Annotated in this window: 16 protein-coding genes and 1 pseudogene; 10 read left to right on the top strand and 7 right to left on the bottom strand. The window is 47.4% G+C overall.

The annotated features are described in order from the left end of the window. Positions 1 to 28: 28 nt before the first annotated feature. From FDX09_RS16715 to FDX09_RS16735, 5 genes are all read left to right on the top strand, one after another. Positions 29 to 1,213 (top strand): YgeY family selenium metabolism-linked hydrolase, encoded by a 1,185-nt coding sequence (locus FDX09_RS16715; protein ID WP_137347548.1) that lies wholly within the window; start codon positions 29 to 31, stop codon positions 1,211 to 1,213. 67 nt (positions 1,214 to 1,280) lie between these two features. Further along, entirely contained in the window at positions 1,281 to 2,873 is a 1,593-nt protein-coding gene (locus tag FDX09_RS16720) for a D-aminoacylase (protein WP_137347549.1), read from the top strand. 78 nt (positions 2,874 to 2,951) lie between these two features. After that, positions 2,952 to 4,238 carry an MFS transporter gene (locus tag FDX09_RS16725; protein ID WP_042313230.1) on the top strand — a complete coding sequence of 429 codons (1,287 nt, stop codon included), beginning with the start codon at positions 2,952 to 2,954 and terminating at the stop codon, positions 4,236 to 4,238. Between the two features lie 418 nt (positions 4,239 to 4,656). Next, entirely contained in the window at positions 4,657 to 5,271 is a 615-nt protein-coding gene (gene evgA / locus FDX09_RS16730) for an acid-sensing system DNA-binding response regulator EvgA (RefSeq protein WP_038632843.1), read from the top strand. Positions 5,272 to 5,275: 4 nt separating this feature from the next. After that, positions 5,276 to 8,518, top strand: a complete 3,243-nt coding sequence (locus FDX09_RS16735) for a transporter substrate-binding domain-containing protein (RefSeq protein WP_087856199.1) — start codon at positions 5,276 to 5,278, stop codon at positions 8,516 to 8,518. A gap of 76 nt (positions 8,519 to 8,594) precedes the next feature. Here the strand turns inward: FDX09_RS16735 and FDX09_RS16740 are convergent, their stop codons facing one another. Further along, positions 8,595 to 9,224: a YfdX family protein gene (locus tag FDX09_RS16740; protein WP_137347550.1), complete on the bottom strand. Its 630-nt coding sequence runs from the start codon at positions 9,222 to 9,224 to the stop codon at positions 8,595 to 8,597. Positions 9,225 to 9,505: 281 nt separating this feature from the next. Here FDX09_RS16740 and FDX09_RS16745 point away from each other — a divergent pair, with 281 nt between their 5' ends. Together FDX09_RS16745 and FDX09_RS16750 are read left to right on the top strand one after the other, a co-directional pair. Beyond that, complete coding sequence (locus FDX09_RS16745) at positions 9,506 to 10,102, top strand: DUF308 domain-containing protein (protein WP_038632835.1); 597 nt, start codon at positions 9,506 to 9,508, stop codon at positions 10,100 to 10,102. A 32-nt stretch (positions 10,103 to 10,134) separates the two neighbouring features. After that, entirely contained in the window at positions 10,135 to 10,449 is a 315-nt protein-coding gene (locus tag FDX09_RS16750; protein WP_051594538.1) for an HdeA/HdeB family chaperone, read from the top strand. Positions 10,450 to 10,661: 212 nt separating this feature from the next. Here the strand turns inward: FDX09_RS16750 and FDX09_RS16755 are convergent, their stop codons facing one another. The 4 genes from FDX09_RS16755 to FDX09_RS16770 form a co-directional block, all read right to left on the bottom strand. Then, positions 10,662 to 13,778: an efflux RND transporter permease subunit gene (locus tag FDX09_RS16755; RefSeq protein ID WP_137347551.1), complete on the bottom strand. Its 3,117-nt coding sequence runs from the start codon at positions 13,776 to 13,778 to the stop codon at positions 10,662 to 10,664. A 28-nt stretch (positions 13,779 to 13,806) separates the two neighbouring features. Further along, a complete protein-coding gene (locus tag FDX09_RS16760) occupies positions 13,807 to 14,964 on the bottom strand; it encodes an efflux RND transporter periplasmic adaptor subunit (RefSeq protein WP_110497097.1) in 1,158 nt (385 codons plus the stop codon). Between the two features lie 278 nt (positions 14,965 to 15,242). Next, positions 15,243 to 15,809 carry a Slp family lipoprotein gene (locus tag FDX09_RS16765; RefSeq protein WP_110497098.1) on the bottom strand — a complete coding sequence of 189 codons (567 nt, stop codon included), beginning with the start codon at positions 15,807 to 15,809 and terminating at the stop codon, positions 15,243 to 15,245. A 348-nt stretch (positions 15,810 to 16,157) separates the two neighbouring features. Next, the gene (locus tag FDX09_RS16770) at positions 16,158 to 16,514 is read right to left on the bottom strand and encodes a hypothetical protein (RefSeq protein WP_038632820.1); all 357 of its coding nucleotides are present in this window, start codon (positions 16,512 to 16,514) and stop codon (positions 16,158 to 16,160) included. A gap of 440 nt (positions 16,515 to 16,954) precedes the next feature. On the opposite strand from FDX09_RS16770, the gene FDX09_RS16775 reads away from it, so the two are divergent. From FDX09_RS16775 to FDX09_RS16785, 3 genes and pseudogenes are all read left to right on the top strand, one after another. Further along, complete coding sequence (locus FDX09_RS16775) at positions 16,955 to 17,182, top strand: DUF1272 domain-containing protein (protein ID WP_087856195.1); 228 nt, start codon at positions 16,955 to 16,957, stop codon at positions 17,180 to 17,182. Positions 17,183 to 17,427: 245 nt separating this feature from the next. Beyond that, positions 17,428 to 18,291, top strand: coding sequence for an arginase family protein (locus FDX09_RS16780; protein WP_069324614.1), 864 nt, complete (start codon positions 17,428 to 17,430; stop codon positions 18,289 to 18,291). 88 nt (positions 18,292 to 18,379) lie between these two features. Then, positions 18,380 to 18,971, top strand: a pseudogene (locus FDX09_RS16785) (TetR/AcrR family transcriptional regulator). Positions 18,972 to 19,081: 110 nt separating this feature from the next. Here FDX09_RS16785 and FDX09_RS16790 read toward each other — a convergent pair. Next, on the bottom strand, positions 19,082 to 19,534 hold the full coding sequence (locus FDX09_RS16790) for an NUDIX domain-containing protein (RefSeq protein WP_069324616.1): 453 nt from the start codon (positions 19,532 to 19,534) through the stop codon (positions 19,082 to 19,084). A 153-nt stretch (positions 19,535 to 19,687) separates the two neighbouring features. Continuing rightward, positions 19,688 to 20,236 (bottom strand): AAA family ATPase, encoded by a 549-nt coding sequence (locus FDX09_RS16795; RefSeq protein WP_137347553.1) that lies wholly within the window; start codon positions 20,234 to 20,236, stop codon positions 19,688 to 19,690. Positions 20,237 to 20,470: the final 234 nt, after the last annotated feature.

Below are 20,470 nucleotides of genomic sequence, written 5' to 3' on the forward strand. Positions count from 1 at the left end.
CTGATTGAGAATAAGAACGGAGAAAACCATGTTATCTGCAAACCGTATTGAAGAAGTGATTAAAAACTGTCAGGCGCTAATCCAACAAAAAAGTTATTCCGGTCAGGAAGGGGAAGTGGTTAATGCCATAAAAACAATGATGCAGCATTACCAGTTCGATGACATCCATGTTGATAAGTACGGCAACATTGTTGGCGGTATCGTGGGTAATCAGCCAGGGAAAACGCTGGTCCTCGATGGACATATTGATACTGTACCGGTGAACGAAGAGAAGTGGACCCGCAACCCGTACGGCGGTGATATCGAAGATGGCAAGATTTATGGTCGCGGTACGACCGACATGAAAGGCGCCGTGGCGGCAATGATCTCTGCCGTAGGTTTTTTCGGCCAGGACAATCAGCGCAATTTCGCCGGGAAAATCTACGTTGCCTGTATCGTGCATGAAGAGTGTTTTGAAGGCATTGCCGCTCGTCTGGTCAGCGAGCGCTATAAGCCAGACTACGTAATCATCGGTGAAGCTTCCGAGCTAAACCTGAAAATTGGCCAGCGTGGCCGTGCTGAAATTGTGGTTGAAACGTTTGGTAAACCTGCGCACTCCGCCAACCCGCAGGCAGGGATTAATGCGGTGTATAAAATGGCGCAATTGATCGACAAAATTCGCACCATTACCCCGCCAACGCACCCAGTACTCGGGTCTGGCATTCTCGAACTGACCGACATTAAATCTTCGCCGTACCCGGGTGCCTCGGTCGTGCCGGATTACTGCCGCGCAACCTACGATCGCCGTTTGCTGGTGGGCGAAACCAAAGAAAGCGTCATTGCCCCGCTGGAAAATGTCCTGGCAGAATTCATCACGCAGGATCCGCAGTTTAAGGCCCGTGTCTCCTACGCTGTGGGCCAGGAGTCTTGTTATACCGGTGCCACCATTGAGGGGGAGCGCTTCTTCCCGGGTTGGGTGTATGACGAGTCGGACGAATTCGTGCAAGCCGCTCTGGCTGGCGTCCGCGAGGCCGGGTTTAATCCGACCATCACGCAATACTCATTTTGCACTAACGGTAGTCACTATGCGGGCGAAGCGGGAATTAAAACTATCGGCTTCGGACCTTCGCGTGAAAATCTGGCGCACACCATTGATGAGTATATCGAGATCGATCAGTTAACCGGTTCGGCCAGCGGCTATTACAGCATCATCCAGACACTCTATCGCCAATAAAAGAACGATAAAAATCCTCTTACCTTACAGGCGGTGCCGCGCAGCGCCGCCGCAATGGAGAATAACGATGAAAACCATTTTCAAAAACGGAAATGTGATCGATGGGACGGGCAGTGAAGGCAGAATTGCCGATGTGGTCGTTGATGACGGACGTATTGTCGCAATCGGTCAAATAGAAGTTGGCGTCAATGAACAGGTTATTGATGCCACGGGAAAAATTATTTGTCCTGGCTTTATTGATACCCATACGCACTCTGACCTGTCGGCGATTATTAACCCCGCGCTGTCGGCAAAAATTCGCCAGGGAATTACCACTGAATTGCTGGGGCAGGATGGCGTCGCGTTAGCACCGTTGCCGGAAGAATATATTCCGGCGTGGCGTAAAAATATCGCCGGACTGGACGGCGATACCGACAAAATAGACTGGAAATATAAAAATACGGACGGTTATCTCAATCTGTTGGCATCACGACATCCGGCGACAAACCTTGCCTATTTAGTTCCGCATGGCAATGTGCGCATGGAGGCGATGGGGCTGGATGGGCGGCCTTCGACCCGTGAAGATGTGGCGAAGATGTGCGAAGTTCTTGAGCGGGAATTAAAAGCGGGCGCGTTTGGTCTTTCCACCGGGCTTATCTATATGCCTTGCGCCTTTGGCGATACTGCCGAAATGATTGAACTGTGCAAGGTCACGGCGAAATATAACGGGATCTTTGTGGTACATCAGCGCAGTGAAGCTGACTATATTATCAACTCAACGCAGGAGCTGATTGATATCGCCAAAGCCACAGGCGTCTGGCTACATATTTCACATATGAAGGTTTGCGGAAAGAAAAACTGGGGACTGATCGACCAAATGCTGGGGATGCTGGAGCAGGCGCAGGAAGAGGGGATCCGCATCTCTTTCGACCAGTATCCCTATGTGGCGGGCAGCACGATGCTCGGCGTGATCCTGCCGCCATGGGTCCACTCCGGTGGAACAGACAAATTACTGGAACGCCTGGCCTCACCTGAACTGCGCGCCAAAATGATCGAGGATATTCAGCAGGGCATCCCTGGCTGGGATAACTTTATCGATTTTGCCGGTCTGGACCAGATTTTTGTTACCAGCGTGAAAACGGCCAAAAATCAGGATGCCGTTGGTCTGAACCTCGTCCAGTTGGGTGAATTGCGCGGGAAAGACCCCTACAACGCCACCTTCGACCTGCTTTATGAAGAAGAAAACGCCGTCGGAATGGTCGACTTCTACGGCACTGAAGAGCATGTGATTAAGTTTCTCTGTCGGCCAGAGCAAAACGTTTGTACCGACGGTTTAATGGGGGCCGGAAAACCGCACCCTCGCGTGTTCGGCGCATTCCCACGTGTGCTCGGTAAATACGTGCGTGAAGAGGGATGTCTGAGCTGGGAAGCGGCAATTCGCAAAATGACGGGTAAACCTGCTGAGGTGCTGGGCCTGCAGGATCGCGGGCTGCTGAAGGTGGGTTACGCGGCGGATATTGTGATGTTCGATCCGAACACTATCGCTGATAGGGGCACGTTTGTTGAACCTAATCAGTATCCGCAAGGGATTGAAATTGTCATGGTTAATGGGCGCATTGCCTTAATTAATGGCACGGAAAGTTATGCCTGTAGCGGTACGGTTATAAGAAAACAATATTAATAAATAACGCTAAACACGCATTGATCTATCGCGACTATTTATGGCCGCGGTAGATCACTACACCCTAAGGACATCACAATGAACCTACAAACATCTTTACCTTCAGGTAAACCAAAGACCTGGAAAGCAAGATATACCGTCCTGACATTGATCTGGCTGGCGTGGCTCCTCTCTTTTCTCGACAGAATGGTCATGAGCGTTTCGCTCCCTTATATCGGCAAAGATTTAAATCTGGATACCACTCAACAGGGTTTAATTATTAGCGCCTTTTTTATTGGTTATGCCGCGTTTCAAATTCCCGGTGGTTTACTGGCGGATAAGTTTGGCTCGCGTAAAATCATGGCCATTGGTATTGCCTGGTGGTCTGTTTTCACCAGCTTAACCGGCGCTGTGCTGACGCTACCGCTAATGCTGGCAGTGCGCTTCTTCTTTGGTATCGGCGAAGGGTGCTTCCCGTCGGCCTCCTGGAAGATGATTTCGACCTATTTCCCGTCGAAAGAGCGCGGGCGCGCGACGGCGATTCAATCAACGGTGAACACCTTAGGCCCGGCGCTGGCGGTTGTGGTCGCAGCCAGCATTATTGGGGCTTTTGGCTGGCATATGGTTTTTATCGTGCTGGGTATTCCTGGACTGTTTATTGCCGCAGGGATCTACTTATTTACGCGTGACAACCCGAAAGATCACCCCGCCATTACGCAGCAGGATCTGGCGGAACTGGCCGTTGACGATCAGGGTGGGCTGCAAAATACCAGCGCTATCGCGTTTAAAGACGTACTCAAAATGCCGGTGCTCTGGCAAATGGCAAGTATCTGGTTTTTGTTTGATATCACCTTCTGGGGATTTTCAACCTGGTTGCCCAGTTATCTGATCACCGTACGTGAATTTTCTCTGGCCAAGACCGGCGTAATGGCGGCAATTCCCTTCCTGTTTGGCGCAGGAGGCACATTGTTAGGCGGATACTGTTCAGATAAATTCAAACCGATGCGTAAAACGTTGTACGTCGTAACCTCAGTCATTGCCGCAGGCTTCCTGTACCTGACCTTCAGCGTGAGCAGCGCAGATATGGCGGTGGTTTATCAGTGTATTTCAGCCCTGTTCATGTTCTTCGCTATGGCGACGTTCTGGGGAATTTTGATGGATACCATCCCCAGCAACATTATGGGACGGGCGTCGGGGATCGTTAACTTTGGCGGTCAGATGGCGGGCGTTGTTTCTGCACCTATCATCGGCTGGCTGATCCAAAGCAGCGCAGGAAGCTATAACAGCGCCTTTATCTTTATGATTGCCGCACTGTTATGTTCTGCCGTCGTTACGCTGACCGTGAAAAACTCGCGCGCGGTTGGAGCATTACCCAGTCAGGCTTGATTAATGTCTGTCTCCTGTGGCTCTGCTGTTTCAGAGCCACAGGGATTGACGGGCATCAACGTTTAATAACACGCAATAACTGAATTTCCCGCCAGATGTACAGTTACCACTGCAATTCTATTCCTCTCCTTATTAAGAATTAAGCATAATAAATGAAAGACCAGTCCTACATGTGTAGGAATATTCCCTCTATAATGTGTTAATGATTTGATCTACAGAAAGGCTCAAGGTTTAATTCTTGTAAATCTAAATGTTATTTTTATGATTTATTCATCTTGATTATGAAAAAATCATAAAATATACACGTGACTATGTTAGAATTTGCGTCCTGGGTCTTGCACTTATAAATCAGTAATATTGAAGACTCACCTGCACTATAGCCATCGCCTCTCTTTATTTATCGGGATTCTTATACGCAATGAACGCGATAATCGTTGATGATCACCCTTTGGCCCGCATTGCCATTCGCAACTTACTCGATACTAATGGTATCACTGTGACCACTGAACTCGACAGTGGCGAGCAAGTCGTACAGGTCGTTGAAAAAAACAAACCTGAACTGCTAATTATTGATGTGGATATTCCTGGTATCAGTGGCATCGAGGTGCTGGAACAATTACGCAAGCGGCACTATGCTGGTGTGATCATTATCATTTCAGCAAAAAATGAATATTTTTATGGTAAACGTAGTGCTGAATACGGTGCTAACGGATTTGTGAGTAAAAAAGAAGGCATGAATAATATTCTTGCCGCCATCGAAGCCGCCAAAAATGGTTATAGTTATTTCCCTTTCTCCCTTGAACACTTTACTGGTTCATCGGCCAGCGAACAGGATAAACTTGATACGTTATCAACACAGGAAATGAGAGTGTTGCGTTATATCCTTAATGGTATGGATTACAGTACGATTGCCAGTAAAATGAATATCAGTAATAAAACGGTCAGTACTTATAAAAGTCGTTTAATGGAAAAATTAGATTGTTCTTCATTAATGGAAATTTATGATTACGCGCAAAGAAATAAAATAGGGTAGAGTAATGCTGGAACGCTTATTTATTTTTTTGATGGTCATATTTACCATCGGATTATCTACGGATGTGAGTTCAGCGCGCCAGGTTGAACTAAAAAGTAACTATAATACTGCGGTGCAAAATATCAGCTTAAACAGGGAAGAAACAAACTGGTTGGCGCATAAAAAAACATTAGTGGTTGGCACCTGGTTACCGGAAGTCTCACCTATTGTCTATCAAAACAGCGGGGAAAATTATCGGGGCGTTAACGCGGACTACCTTGCGCTAATGCAAAAAAGTCTCAATGTAAAAATTGTTATAAAGCAATACGATAACGAGCAGCAGGCGCTTGCCGCACTCGCCAGTAATGATGTTGATACGTTGATAACCCAGCTTTCCCGGCGGCAGGATGTCGGCGGGCATTTACTGCGCACATCGGCATTACTCACAACGTGGCCGACGCTTGTGACGTCATTAAAAAACACGATGCTACCGCTGATGACGAACCATAAGGTCAGCGTCGCCTGTGTGCGGGATTGCCCTTTTCTTAACGTTATCCAGGACGCTTTTCCTGATGCTAAAGTCTCATTTTATGACGACGAGTATCAGGCAATGGCGTCGGTAGTGAACGATGATAACCAATATTATATTGGTAACAATATTACCACTAGTCATTGTATCTCGCGGTATTTCTCGCAATCCCTGGTTATTACGCATTATTTTGATAAGCAAGAACAATATAATTATTTTGTGGTTAATGAAAATCAACCGCTATTAAGAAATATTCTTGATGGTTTTATTACGTCAATAAGTAATGAAATCCATATGCAGGTGATGCAGAACTGGTTAAATCGCGGTAATCTTGCTTATCTGAATGCGCCCATTCCTTTCAGTCATCAGGAAAAAGAATGGCTGAAGAATAAACATACTATCCGCATTTTGATCAACCCGGATTACCCACCCTATACGCTGGTAGATAGCAGCGGCGAGTTACGTGGTATTCTTGGCGATTTGCTGAATATTATTCATCTGCAAACGGGTCTTAATTTTGAACCTGTTTTGGCCACGTCCAGAAGTGAACAGACCAAACTCATCAGTGGTGGGCAGTGGGATATGTATCCGACGATCGCCCCGACGAACCAAAACCAGGACGATTCGGCATTGAGCGATCCGCTGATGAATGTTGCATTCGTGGTTATCACATCGCGCCAGGAAACAGCCGACTCGCTGCTGGGAAAACCGATACGTATTGCTCTGCCTGCCGGACATATTCTGGAACGTGGCCTCAAACAACAGTATCCGCAGGTGACCTGGGTGAATGCGGATACCGGTAGCGCTGCAATGGCTATGGTCAAGGAGGGCGACGTTGATGCGGCAATCGCGACCGAATTGTCGGCAAAGTTCATTACCGATCATTACTACCAGAATAATATGCACTTCTTCCGGCTTCCTGATATGCCAGGCGCATCGGTGAGTTTTGCTATTTCTTCTCATGAGCCGATGCTGAAGTCTGTCATTGATAAGGCCCTGCAAGCCATACCTCCGCGTGAAATTTTACAAATGACGGAGAAGTGGTCGAAGATTTCCAATACCCAGGTTGATATCTGGAGCCGATATAGTAAACAGTTCTATCAATTGGGGTTATTTGCGCTGGTACTTATTGCTATTAGCCTGATCTGGGGGATATCACTCTCCCGTGAAGTCCGTAAAAGAAAGCAATCGCAGCGGTTACTGGAAGAACAGTTGCATCTCAAAGAGGTTTTATCTCAAGAGCTGGAGACCGAAAAGAATAAAGCGATTGCCGCCACAAAAGCCAAAAGCCGTTTTCTGGCGAGCATGAGTCATGAGTTACGTACCCCGGTAAGCTCGATTGTTGGTTTTGTGGAATTACTCTCAAGCTCTGAGCTCAGTCCGGCACAACGCAAAGAGGCCATTGCTTTGACCGGGGCGACGGCCCAATCATTGCTGGGACTGATTGGTAAGATTCTTGACGTTGATAAGATTGAATCCGGAAAATATGAGGTTGTTCCCCAGTGGACCGATCTCTCGCAGCTTATTGAATTGCAGTGCCACTCTTTCGATGCCCTGGCCAGGCAGAAAGGTATATCGCTTGCCTGCGTCAGCCAGTTGCCAGTAAATGAGCGGGTATTTGTCGATCAGCAGGCTTTGCGGCAAATTCTCACCAATCTGCTGGGAAATGCGCTGAAGTTTACGGCGCAGGGCAGTATTCATGTTACGGCCCGACTGACTCCGGACACAGATAATCACGGCACCCTGACAATCGCCATCAGTGATACCGGTTGTGGCATTAGCGAAGAAGAGCAGGCTGGACTGTTCCATCGTTATGCTCAGGGGCGTTGCGGACGTCAACAAACGGGGTCTGGTCTGGGGTTATTTATCTGCAAAGAATTGGTAACGCTGATGGGCGGTACGCTGGAACTGAGGAGTATTCCGGCTCAGGGAACCACGTTCACGATTACGCTGCCGGTTGAAACTGCCCGACAGTCGATAGTAGCGGATGGGGATACCCCTGGCGCTGTGCTACCGCTACCGTGTCTGTCGATTCTGATCGCAGACGATAACCCAACTAATCGCCTGCTGCTTAAACGCCAGTTGAATACCATTGGCTACAGCGTGGATGAGGCCTGTGATGGCGAGGAAGCCGAAGCCAAACTGGCCAAAAAATCATACGACCTGTTGATAACCGACGTGAATATGCCGAAGAAAGACGGGTTTGATCTCGCGGCTTCACTACGTCGTCAACAACCTCACTTGCAAATATGGGGGCTGACGGCCAGTGCGCTCCCGCAGTCACGCGATCGATGTCTGCAAAACGGTATGAATTTGTGTCTGTTTAAGCCGGTGTCAATCCAGACGCTGACGCATGAACTGAGCAAAATCGACACGGGCTATGCGTCACCTTGTGCAATCCGGCATTTAAAATTCAATGTACTGACTGAAAATACCGGTGGCGATCGCGCATTAATGAACGAGATACTCGAAACATTCCGCGAAGCAACGCTGAGTGATTTACAAGCGGCTGAGAAAGCCGTTGCGCAAGATGAGCCGCAGCTGTTTTTACGGGCGCTTCATCGGTTGCATGGTTCGGCGCAAATTCTGGGTATCACCGCGCTTCAGACGCTGTGCGAACCTTTTGAGTCTATGCGACATGACGATCTTCCGCTGGCTGTACGGCAACAGGCATTACAGAAAATTGTTGCTGTCATGCGAGAAATTGAAATTGAGATCGACAGTCTGATGAGCCATTAATCCCCCCGGATCGGGTAGCCGTAGCTGCCCGATCCGGAGAGAAATGTCTTGATTCATCACTCGTTAGTACAGAGTATTACTGGCCTGCACCCACCATTTCGCTATCAATAACAATGCCTTCTTCAGCACCTTTTAACACAAGGTTAGCCTCATAAAATTTACCCGTGGACAGCAGTTTTTGGGCGCTGGCAACGGCTTTACGCGTCTGATTCAAAGGCATCAGGTATTGGGTCTGAAGCACGCTGATCCCAGCCAGTTGCAAGGTATCCACTGCACCTTTCCAGTCACCTTTGGCCATTTTGCCATTCGCGGTTTTGATAGCAGATTCTTTTTCCGGCGTAGCAATATAGTCTTCTGATAATGCGATCGTAGCGTTAATAATTACGTACTGATCGTCAATCATCTTCGCCTTAGGCGCTGCTTTGACAAATTTCGACCAGTCGCTGCTGTCGCCTGCCAACAGGGAAGCGGCGTCATTGGTTAATTTTTTTGCGCTGTCAGGCTGTCCGTGAAACAGAGCCAGACGAGCCAGTTGAATATCGCGCATCGCATTGGCACCTTGTACGGCGACCTGCATAATATCGGCTGCTTCTTTTTGTACATTGGCTGTGGCTGTTTGTGCCGCAGTGGGAGTAGTGGCAGAAGCCATTACCGGAGCTGAGCCCATCATAGTTGCAAGCAGACCAGCAAGAATAATCTTTTTCATTACGTTCTCCTGAATAAAGTTGGTATTGTTCACCAAACGCAATAATCATATTAAATAAGTTTAAAGAGAGGAATCAGAGCCAGGATAGAATAATGAGCGCTTAATCTTACAGGTGTCAGACGTCTGACATGTGTAGGATTAAACGGATAACAACATTCCTTTCTTCTTATATACGCATCCTTATCTGAAGTCTTATTATTTCATTGTAAGTAATATGTATTGTGTGAGTATTAACTCTTTTATTAGTAGGTTACATTACGTTTACATGTAACGGAGGATGTATGTTCATTTTTAATCAGCAAGCCCTGAGAACGTTTAATGAAAAAACACTTTCTCATTATAAAAGACACGCAACAATTATGGCGGTGCTGTTGTTGGTATGTGGCATTTGCTGCTTAATCTATCCTATCGCTGCTGGCGTTTATTTAAGCTATGCGACAGGTTTTATGTTCCTGGTGTGCGGTTTTTATTCTATTTATAGCCTGTTTAGCGCTGGGAAGAAGCAGTTGAAAGCCAAATTTACCTATGCGTTTTTTGCTATCGCATGGTTACTGCTGGGGTACTGTTTCCTTGTTAACCCGGTGATCGGCATGAATTCGTTGGCTATGGTTTTTTGCTGCTTGTTTATTCTTGGCGGTATTTTTCGTGTGGCTTCCGGAGTTCAAATGTTCCGCAGTCCGGGCTATGGCTGGAACATTTTTATCGGCATTTTAGATCTGCTTATTGCTGGCGTATGGCTGAATATGGATCCCGACAAGTCTTACGTGTTTACCTCGATTTTTATTGGGGTCGAGATGATCTTCAGTTCTTTGGCTTTTATCAGTCTGCGCAGGAATACGAACCTGGTAGCAACAGACAAACTTGCCAATAACCATTAATACTGCCTCTGGAGTGTATCGTGAATATTAAAATGATGGTTTCAGCTGTTGTTATTATGACCTCTGTTTTGGCACCGATGAGCTGTGCGTTTGCTACTCAGGCAACCGAAGCTGCGCCACAAGATATGACCTGTAAAGAGTTTGCTGATATGAGTCGGCAATACATGACGGCAATTGCCTTTGTGATCGTTAATAAAAATTCTGACTTTAAAGGCGATGATTATGTTCCGCTGCATGAGGTGGAAACTGTCGCTGTTCCGAAAATGATTAACATGTGTCATCAACACCCGGATACGAAATTAGGCGAACTGACCGTAAATCTGAAGGGGGCCGGTCTGCACTACTGATTAACCGTTTCGATAGCCTGGCTTTAGTTAGAATTGACAACCTCTGTCCCCACACCCACATTTCCCCTCACAATAAAATAACTCGCCCAGCTATCCACGAGGAAACTCGCTGGATAGCTGTGTCTGCTAACTACTGTAGATCTGATAAGCGAAGCGCCATTCCGGGATCTTATTACCCGATCCCAGGGATAAGCACTTACAAGGGTAGGGAATCAATGTCGGGTTTTAAATCGCGCCAGCATGTTTTCGACAAGAACAAAGAAGACCGGAACAAAATAGATCGCCAGCACGGTCGCGGCCAGCATCCCACCGATAACGCCCGTACCGACGGCGTTTTGCGCGCCTGAGCCAGCGCCGTCACTTATTGCCAGTGGGATAACCCCCAGAATGAAGGCCAATGACGTCATCAAAATAGGACGTAAACGCATTTGCGCAGCTTCCACCGCGGCTTCAAGCGGCGTTTTTCCTTCTTTTTGCATAATCTCGACAGCAAACTCGACGATCAGAATAGCGTTTTTAGCTGAAAGTCCCATGGTGGTGAGCAGGCCAACCTGAAAGTAAACATCATTGCTCAGGCCACGCAGATCGGTCGCCAGCAAAGCACCGACCACCCCAATTGGTACAACCAGCATTACGGAAAATGGTATTGACCAGCTTTCATACAGTGCCGCCAGCGCCAGAAATACGACGATCAGAGAAATGCCGTACAGCATTGGCGCCTGGTGGGTGGACAGCGCCTCCTGATACGACAGCCCCGTCCAGGCATAACCGACGCCCGCGGGCAGTTTATTAATCAATGACGCCATAAATTTCATCGCATCGCCGCTGCTTTTCCCTGCGACCGGTTGGCCGAGAATTTCCATTGCAGGCTGTCCGTTGTAGCGTTCAAGACGGGGAGAGCCGTAGGTCCATTCGGTTGATGAGTAGGCTGAAAGCGGCGTCATCGCGCCGGAGGCGTTACGTACGTACCAGTGGTTGATATTGTCCGGCAACATACGGAACGGCGTATCGGCCTGGACATACACTTTTTTAACGCGCCCCTGGTTAAGGAAATCATTGACGTAGCGGCTACCAAACGCCGTAGAGATGGTCTGGTTGATATCCGACAATGCCACACCCATCGCCTCTGCTTTTGTCGCGTTGACGTGAATGCGAAACATCGGCGTATCTTCCAGCCCATTTGGGCGCACCCCGTTAACTTCATCGGGTGACTGGCTGGCCAAAGCCAGGAGCTGGTTGCGGGCCTGCATCATTTTTTCATGCCCAAGGTTACCGTTATCCAGCAACTCCATATCAAAACCTGAAGCGGTACCCAATTCGGCGACTGCGGGTAAATTGAACGGATAAACGACGGCATTATTAATGGTGCTTAAGGCCATCATTGCCCGTCGAATGATGGCGGTAACCGAGTTTTCTTCGCCAACGCGTTCTGACCACGGTTTCAGGCTGATAAATGCCAGACCGTTATTTTGCCCCTGTCCGCTGAAGCCAAATCCGCCAACGGTAAAAACAGACGCAACATTTTTCTGTTCTTGTGTCAGATAGTAATCCGTTATTTCCCCAAGCACTTTGCTGGTATTTACCATCGTTGAACCGGAAGGTAATTGTGCCGTGGTCATGAAAACGCCCTGATCTTCTTCAGGCAAAAAGGAGGTGGGAGTACGGAGAAACATCACCATCATGCCAGCGCCAATCACTAAATAGACTACCATATAGCGGCCGGTGCAACGTAATAGCCTACGGGTGCTGTCAGTGTAGTGATGGGTGCATTTCTCCATGAAGTGATTGAAACGGGTAAACAGAAAATGGGTGTTTTCTTTTTCTCCCTCGTGGGATTTCAACAGCATAGCGCAGAGTGCGGGCGTCAGGCTCATCGCCACAAATACCGACAGCAGCATGGAGGAAATTAAGGTGATGGAAAACTGACGGAAAATTTCACCCGTAGCCCCGCTCATAAACGCCATTGGCATAAACACGGCGGATAAAACGACGGCAATACCAACCAGCGCTCTCTGGAGCTGCCCCATCGCTTTATGCGTCGCCGCTTTGGGTGACAAATGCTCTTCGGCAATAATACGTTCTACGTTCTCAACCACCACGATGGCATCATCAACTAGCAGTCCTATTGCCAGCACCATGCCAAACATCGTGAGCGTATTGATCGAAAAACCGGCGACGTCGAGTATCGCAAAGGTTCCGAGAATAACAACCGGAACCGCGATAGTGGGGATAAGCGTCGCGCGGAAACTTTGCAAAAACAGGTACATGACGAGGAATACCAGGATGATTGCCTCGATCAATGTATGAAACACACCCTGAATTGAAATCTCGATAAAGGGGGTAGTGTCATAGGGATAAACGGTTTTCATGCTGGCCGGAAACCAGGCTGATAACCTGTTCAGCTCTTGTTTAACGGCCTGGGATGTTTCAAGGGCATTGGCGCCAGCGGCAAGTTTAATTGCAATCCCGGCAGCGGGTTTTCCGTTGTAACGTGCCACCGTTGCATAATTTTCCGCACCCAGCTCAATACGAGCGACATCCCGCAGCAGAACCTGGGAGCCATCCTGCTGAACCTTAAGGAAGATCTTGCCAAATTCATCGGTAGTTTGCAGGCGTGTCTGAACAATGATCGACGCATTTAACTGCTGGTCGGCTGATTGCGGCATTCCTCCCAGCTGTCCGCCCGATATCTGGTTATTCTGTACTTTGAGCTGGGTAATAACGTCCTGCGGCGTAAGGTTATATTTGTCGAGCTTTTGCGGATCCAGCCAGATACGCATGGCGTATTGCGAACCGAATAACTGTACGCTCCCGACCCCGGGGGTCCGGCTCAGTGGGTCTTTAATATTCGACGCCACATAGTCAGCAATATCATATTGGCTCAGACTGTTATTATCAGAGATAAAACCCGCAACCATTAAGATATTGCTGCTGGATTTATCAACGCTGATCCCTTGCTGCTGGACTTCCTGTGGCAAGGAAGGCATCGCCAGCTGTAGCTTATTCTGTACCTGAACCTGCGCTATATCAGGTGAGGTCCCCGTTTTAAAGGTCAGGATAATCGACGCATTACCGGCCGCATCGCTGGTGGATGACATATACATCAGGCCATCAAGCCCGTTCATATTCTGTTCAATCACCTGAGTCACCGAGTCTTCAACGGTCTTGGCGTCTGCACCGGGGTAGGCTGCGCTGATGGTAATGGTGGGGGGAGCAATTTGCGGATATTGCGCGATGGGCAAGTTCATTATCGCGATACCGCCGGTAAACATCATGATAATAGCGAGCACCCAGGCGAAAACCGGGCGCTCAATAAAAAAGTTAGCCATGAAGAAAGTGTCCTTAATACCTGAAATATTACTGTTCAGTTACCGTGTCAGGTGTGTTTGGTTTTGCAGCGAGGATTCTGGCTTTGATTCCCGGACGGATTCTTTGTAATCCGGACACAATGACCCGATCGCCGGGATGTAATCCTGTCGTCACCAACCATTGATTGCCTACAGCCTTCACCGCATTTATTTCGCGTAGTTGCACCACGTTTTCTTGATCGAGGATTAACGCAGTGGCCTTTCCCTGCGCGTTATGCGTAATCCCTTGCTGTGGGACCATTAAAACATTTTGTTGGTTGCCCTCATCCAGCAATGCAGTGACGTACATTCCGGGTAAAATTTCACCCTGCGGATTGGGGAATACGGCGCGCAAGGTCACGGAACCGGTAGTCTCATCGACGGCAGGATCGGAAAACTCAAGCGTGCCGGTATAGCGATAGGGCTTGCCATTTTCCAGCATCAGTTCAACCGGAATTTTGCCCTTTTGCTGGGCAATCTTCCCACTGGCTTTTTCTTCTTTCAGGCGTAAGAAGTCTTGTACTGACTGCGTTAAATCAACATAAATCGGATCCAGTCTTTGCACGGTAACCAGCGCGTTTCCCTGATTCGCGGTGACCAGCGCGCCCACGGTTACGGAGGATTTACCGCTGATACCCTCAATCGGCGAGGTGACATTGGCGTAACGAAGGTTGATGGTGGCCTGCTCAAGATCCGCTTTGGCGACGGCGACATTGGCCTCTGCTTCATTAAGCTGTGAGCGCGTCGTGTCGTAGTCCTGGCGGCTGACGTAATTGGATTTTATTAATGCTGACTGCCGATTTAATGTCAGTCGCACATTATTGGCCGTCGCCTGCGCCTTTGCCAGTGCGCCTCTGGCTGCATCCAGCCTGGCCTGCAACGGGGCGGGATCAATTTGATACAGTGACTCTCCTTTGCTGACTTTGTCACCTTCAATAAAATTACGTTTAATGATGATCCCACCAACCTGAGGGCGGATTTCGGCGATCTCAAATGAAACCGCGCGGCCAGGAAGTTCGCTTTTAATATTCACCGAGGAAGGCGCTAAGGTCACAACGCCGACCTCGGGCTCCATGGAGGGGGTTTTTACTGCAGGTTTATTATCGCAGGCGGTAATAATGACGCTGCTAAAAAATAGTGGTATCAACAGTAAGCATTTTCTGTTCATAGTAATCCCTGAAGAATTCGTAAGCACAAATGTTTTTTTATGGCATGCAGGGTGGGGGAGTTATCGGTAAATAACAGAAGATGGTCAGGCATGAGAAGAGTAACGCCCATTTCCGCGCTAAAAGTTAGCGGTTAAAATTATATGTAACAGAAACAATGAATATTTAGCGAAGGATCGCATGGAGCACGATGACGAAATAAGCAAAACGCGGAGTGATTAGAAAGCGTGTTGGCAAACACTCGGCTCCGGAGTCTATTCACGTCATCGTACTACAGAGATTATTTCACTAGCTCTGGCGTAACCTCGGTTACGGTATTTGCGGAGTAGGGCATTCCCCACATTGGTCCTGGCCAGAATGCGCCATAACCGTAATCCCACATATTATAGGTGGTGTTGACGGACTCAGTTAAATGCCAAACCTGAATACCTTGTAAATCAACTTTAACAAAATTGTACGGGATTTTGTTGATGAATCCTTGTTCACCCCCTTGAATTGTCCCTAAAATAGTCACGAAGTGGTTTCTGTAGTTTACCGGGTCGAGAAAACCTTTCTGTTGGGCAATAATACGGCCCTGATAGCTGGCGTCTATTTGTGGTTTAGCGTCGTTGTTCAGCGGCAGAACGGCGATTTCCAGTAACGTATCCGTTTTGGTGTTAATTACATTGATGACTTTACCCCCAAATCGGGCCTGCTGGCCTGTATATAACCCCGGTTGGTTATGCACGGAGATAAAGTTTTTTTGTATATCTGGTTGATTATTACCTTTGATATTTTCAGGAATTGAAGCACATGATGCCAGAGTGAAAGCAAGGGCAATAATCAGCAACCCTTTTGTTTTTTTCATTTTACTTTCCTGCTAAAAAAAGACAGGTCTATAGTAAACCTTTACTCATTATTGTCAGCAGGCGCGAGGCTGATTATCTAAAATTAATATAATTGTAGCTTATGGTAATAACAGACAGTATTTTAACGGGGCGCTGGATGAGTGTATGACAGTCTACAACCGTGATGGTGATGGCGCCACAAGGTTATCATCCGGTGACGATCATGGCATCATGTTGGGTCCGTTTGAACGCTGTCATCATCACGTTCTGCGGATTTAAGTCAGGAACGTGTCAACGCTGTGCAGGACGGATCATGCTACTAATAAAAAGCCGCTTTCGCGGCTTTTTACTATTGAATGGCTGGAGGATTATTCGCTGATTTTTTTCTCAACGGAGGCTGCACCTTCTTTGGTCTTATTCCAGCCTTTCTCTGCACCTTCTTTTGTTGCATTCCAGCCTTTTTCTGTACCTTCTTTGGTATCATTCCAGGCTTTTTGTGAACCTTCACTCACCTTGCTGCTCAGGTCATCTTGCTTACCTTCAGCAGCATGTTTTGCTTTTAATTTTTGCTCTTCGCCCTGATTCTGCGCCTGATGCAGTTTTTCTTTTGCAGTATTCGCGTTTTCGTGCGCGGCAGCTACATCATTATCGGTTGCGTGTGTTGTTGCGGCAATAACAGGAGAAGCCAGCAGAATGGCAGATAATGCGATAATTGTCTTTTTCATAATATCCTCGCTTAGCGTTATAAGTTATTAGCGTAATGAAGCATGGCATACAAACGAAGCGCTGACTTTAGGAAAAAACTGTAAGTGCTGATAACGTTATTTATCCATTTAGTGCAGCTGTGAGCAATTAATACGGTTATTTTTGTTGCGGGTTTTGTTTTTTTGCGCGAAAGGGAAGGTGTAAAAAGCGTAGTGATAATGTTGATATGAAAAGTGTTATCTGTTTGATTTTTATGTGATTGATTGGGGCGTTATAGGCTGGTCGTTCGTTTCCTGAGGTGAGCGTTTCTATCAAATAATTCACTCTCTTGATTTTTCCGGCCTGTAGACCATGCTTATTTAATACGGGCATAAACAATAACGTCGTTTATCGCAAAAGTGATACCGATAGAGGGCTTTTGGTATGTCCAATGATGTGCCTTTAACAATAAGAGAGCACCATGCTTGAACTCCGTCCTAATTGCGAATGCTGTGATAAAGATCTGCCACCTGAATCAAAAGGGGCCTACATCTGTTCATTCGAATGCACATTTTGCGTAGATTGCGTGACCCAACGACTTAATGGCCAGTGCCCGAACTGCGGTGGGGAGCTGGTGCGACGTCCAATACGCCCCGAAGCATCCCTCCTGCGGCACCCAGCATCCACTCAGCGTTACTATAAACAGTAGAGATGTAAACTATGTTCGCGCGTTGCTTGTCACGGCCCATGATTCTGTTGGTCGTCAGCTTAGTGCCAGAAGCGGACTTTGGTTGAAATAAGACTGCAAAGGTTCTTTCCCTTTTTTAATTTACTAAACGTGCTGTCCTGCTTGCGAGGGATCAACGACTGATCAAAAATGAATGAGCGTTCATTCATTTTGCGGGTAATTACTTCACGCAAATCATTTCGTTTATAAATAGGCACAGGCAAATTATGACCAGTAAAACGCTCAGACTTTTATTCCCTCAATGGCAAGGTGGCAATAATCCAGCCTATCATCTTGGCTCGCTGCTTCTCTCGTATCTTTCCCCCGAATCAGATGGCCCTTTTGAGTCTGTTCCGGTTGATGAGCCCACAACGGAGCCACAGGCCGAAGTGGACGGCATCACAGCCAAACCTCAAATTATCAGTCAGCTTACCGATGCAGGCGCTCTGATTAAGAAATATGATCCTGATTCAATCGTCGTTTTTGGTGGCGATTGCCTGGTATCACTGGCTCCTTTTGCCCATCTGCTCAATAAATACGGTGATAAACTGGGGGTGCTCTGGATTGACTCTCATCCTGATGTGCAGACTTCCAAACAATATCCAAACGCCCATGCCCATGTTCTTGGAGCGCTAATTGGGACAGGTGATAAAGATTTAGTTGCTCATGTATCCACCAGACTCAACCCTTCAAAAATAATGATTGCAGGTATCCACGATCCGCTGCCTTATGAAGCTGAGTATCTGGCTAGTCATCGCATTGAGACAATAGGTCCTGAAAAGGTTAAAAACGACGCGAAAGATGTCGCGGAATGGGTAGAGAGAGAAAATATTGAACATCTGGCAATACACATTGATCTGGACGTTCTCGATCCGTCACTTTTCCGTTCGGTTCTTTTCGCCAGGCCTGGCAGAGGAGAACATGACTTTGGTGATGTCGCCGAAGGTAAACTATCTATTGCAGATGTTCTAAATCTGGTAGATCAGGCAACCTCAAAAGCGGAACCTGTCGGCCTTACACTTGCTGAACATTTACCCTGGGATATGCTGAATCTGAAGAACATGCTCAATGCATTGCCGCTTATGAAGTAATGTCTGATTCTGGGGGCAGAGTTCAATACTGGCTCCAGGATAAAAAGCGCGCTAAAGTCTGGGCCCTGGATTAAACATAATAGTCAACATGTTAAAGAAAACCGAAACCTACCATAAGCTGATTGCCGCTGCCGCTACTTGTTTTGCAGAAAAAGGCTTTAGTGCGACAAGCGTGCGTGAAATTTCTAATCGGGCAGGGATCAGCCAGGGAGCGATGTACACGTATTTCAAAAGCAAGGATGACCTCATCAAGGCAATCGTTCTTGAAGAGCAGAATTCAGCGTTGACCGCTCACAATGCTCCGTCTAACAGTACTTATTTCGAGCGCCTTTGCGCGCAGGTTACATCGTGCATAAGCGATGTAGGTTACCCAGTTACGCATCAACTGTGGGTTGAAATCATGGCGGAGTCTGCGCGGAACCCTGAATTGCAGAAAACGTATATATCCAGTGATACCATCATGCGGCAAAGTATTGCGGGAATTATTGTAGACGGAATTGCAGCGGGAGAGTTTCGTCGGGACATTAGCCTTGAGGAAGTCACGATTATTCTTTTTGCCTTTATTGACGGTTTAATCGCGCGCAAGGCTATAAACGCATCCTTCTCTTTCAGCCGCGACCTGCCTATGTTTTTTGAGTTGATGGCAAAATTATTGAAATAATACTAACAGCGTTAGTTAACGCGCTAGCCAGGGAATCGTAAATGTCCGTTCTTCGCTCATAGCGGACCTTCAGCTCAGGTAACTTGTCCACTTCGTGCCAGAAGTGGACATCTAAGCCGTTTCTGAGAGTTAAGTGCAGGGGGAACCTTCGAGTATGTTAATTATCAAATCGAGTGGGAAGATGATTTCATTAGTTTGTCTGAGCTCGTCTAAGCTCCACCAGTAGTGCTCGCGAATGACTTCTTTTTCGTTATTACTCCAACCTGAGCGGTCAATATCTGATTTATCTGCAGTAATAATAAAGAAACGTTCTTCAGCAAGAACGTTCTCACCACCTGGCAACATCATAGGAAAGGTTCTGGAGGCGATTTGTGGTCCCGCCGTTTTTCTTGTCAGGCCCGTTTCTTCAAATAATTCACGTAACGCCGCCTGCTCAAAAGACTCGTTGTGCTCAACTCCTCCCCCTGGCGTTGCCCAGTAAGTTTTTCCATCCAGAGCATCATCTTTATGGCAGAACCTAAAGAGCAGAACGTGATTTTCAGGTGAAAGGACTATCAATCGAGAGGATGGACGAGTACGCATTTATTCCCTCTTAAATAAAATTTAAACCCTCATTGCGGATTTTCATACAAACATAAATTGCAGTCTGCAAGGGCGCGCATAGAGAATGTATTTTCATGCCACGATGGCCGATTCAGGCAGGGGGATTCGCCATTACGCGTAGTTGCTGTTTTATCAGCATACTATCCTGGAAAGGATAAAATCCACACGCTCCTCAACGGAAACGCATGGCAATTCAATCAACTGATAGTCATACATACGGTATGTTTGCACCATTGCGTGATAGGTCGCGACGGCGACATCGAAAGATTGCTTGCGCTCGGTATCCTGTACATATATGTCACGCCAGGGGGGGGCTATAAATACGGTTCGGTTATAGCGAAATCTCTCGATGGCGTTTTCCAAATACTTCGGTATGGTAAGCTTTGAAAGACGTAAATAACCTACAACATCAGGAACACCGCGGTCGAAGAAGCAGGGTCTTGTTTGCCCTTCTGCTTCGTGCCATGAACGCATGTCCCAGGATAGCATGAGCTCTGCGAACGCAGTTTGATTGGCCCATGGCAATGCATCACCGCCGATGGTAACCTGGTCTTGTATAACACCTCGTCCAGCTTCTTTAGAACACCAAAAACCTCTTTTTATAATGGTATCAATTATCGTGCTTTTGCCTGACCCTGGGCCACCTGTGAGAATGAAACGATGTTGAAAAGATGAAGACATTGAACCCTCCTGAACATTTATAGACGCGATGAAGTAGCAATTCTTATGGCGTATTTTCCCGTGTCGGCAGATTACTTGTTGATGGTTTGACTAACTACATTTTATCCTGGCTTGCATATCCGCTACTCGTTCTGACAGGACGTTCTAAAACTGTGCTAGCAATACGACTGAAAGGTGGGCAGGATTTCACCATTCGATGGAATCTGAGGACGTTGCCAATGCAGACGATCAAAC

The sequence above is a fragment of the Citrobacter sp. wls717 genome, assembly GCF_005280955.1.
Lineage (GTDB): Bacteria > Pseudomonadota > Gammaproteobacteria > Enterobacterales > Enterobacteriaceae > Citrobacter > Citrobacter werkmanii.

Excerpts from the sequence above, each read along its gene's own strand:
- FDX09_RS16715 (WP_137347548.1), top strand. The coding sequence starts at position 29 with ATGTTATCTGCAAACCGTATTGAAGAAGTGATTAAAAACTGTCAGGCG.
- FDX09_RS16720 (WP_137347549.1), top strand. The coding sequence starts at position 1,281 with ATGAAAACCATTTTCAAAAACGGAAATGTGATCGATGGGACGGGCAGT.
- FDX09_RS16725 (WP_042313230.1), top strand. The coding sequence starts at position 2,952 with ATGAACCTACAAACATCTTTACCTTCAGGTAAACCAAAGACCTGGAAA.
- evgA (WP_038632843.1), top strand. The coding sequence starts at position 4,657 with ATGAACGCGATAATCGTTGATGATCACCCTTTGGCCCGCATTGCCATT.
- FDX09_RS16735 (WP_087856199.1), top strand. The coding sequence starts at position 5,276 with ATGCTGGAACGCTTATTTATTTTTTTGATGGTCATATTTACCATCGGA.
- FDX09_RS16740 (WP_137347550.1), bottom strand. The coding sequence starts at position 9,224 with ATGAAAAAGATTATTCTTGCTGGTCTGCTTGCAACTATGATGGGCTCA.
- FDX09_RS16745 (WP_038632835.1), top strand. The coding sequence starts at position 9,506 with ATGTTCATTTTTAATCAGCAAGCCCTGAGAACGTTTAATGAAAAAACA.
- FDX09_RS16750 (WP_051594538.1), top strand. The coding sequence starts at position 10,135 with ATGATGGTTTCAGCTGTTGTTATTATGACCTCTGTTTTGGCACCGATG.
- FDX09_RS16755 (WP_137347551.1), bottom strand. The coding sequence starts at position 13,778 with ATGGCTAACTTTTTTATTGAGCGCCCGGTTTTCGCCTGGGTGCTCGCT.
- FDX09_RS16760 (WP_110497097.1), bottom strand. The coding sequence starts at position 14,964 with ATGAACAGAAAATGCTTACTGTTGATACCACTATTTTTTAGCAGCGTC.
- FDX09_RS16765 (WP_110497098.1), bottom strand. The coding sequence starts at position 15,809 with ATGAAAAAAACAAAAGGGTTGCTGATTATTGCCCTTGCTTTCACTCTG.
- FDX09_RS16770 (WP_038632820.1), bottom strand. The coding sequence starts at position 16,514 with ATGAAAAAGACAATTATCGCATTATCTGCCATTCTGCTGGCTTCTCCT.
- FDX09_RS16775 (WP_087856195.1), top strand. The coding sequence starts at position 16,955 with ATGCTTGAACTCCGTCCTAATTGCGAATGCTGTGATAAAGATCTGCCA.
- FDX09_RS16780 (WP_069324614.1), top strand. The coding sequence starts at position 17,428 with ATGACCAGTAAAACGCTCAGACTTTTATTCCCTCAATGGCAAGGTGGC.
- FDX09_RS16790 (WP_069324616.1), bottom strand. The coding sequence starts at position 19,534 with ATGCGTACTCGTCCATCCTCTCGATTGATAGTCCTTTCACCTGAAAAT.
- FDX09_RS16795 (WP_137347553.1), bottom strand. The coding sequence starts at position 20,236 with ATGTCTTCATCTTTTCAACATCGTTTCATTCTCACAGGTGGCCCAGGG.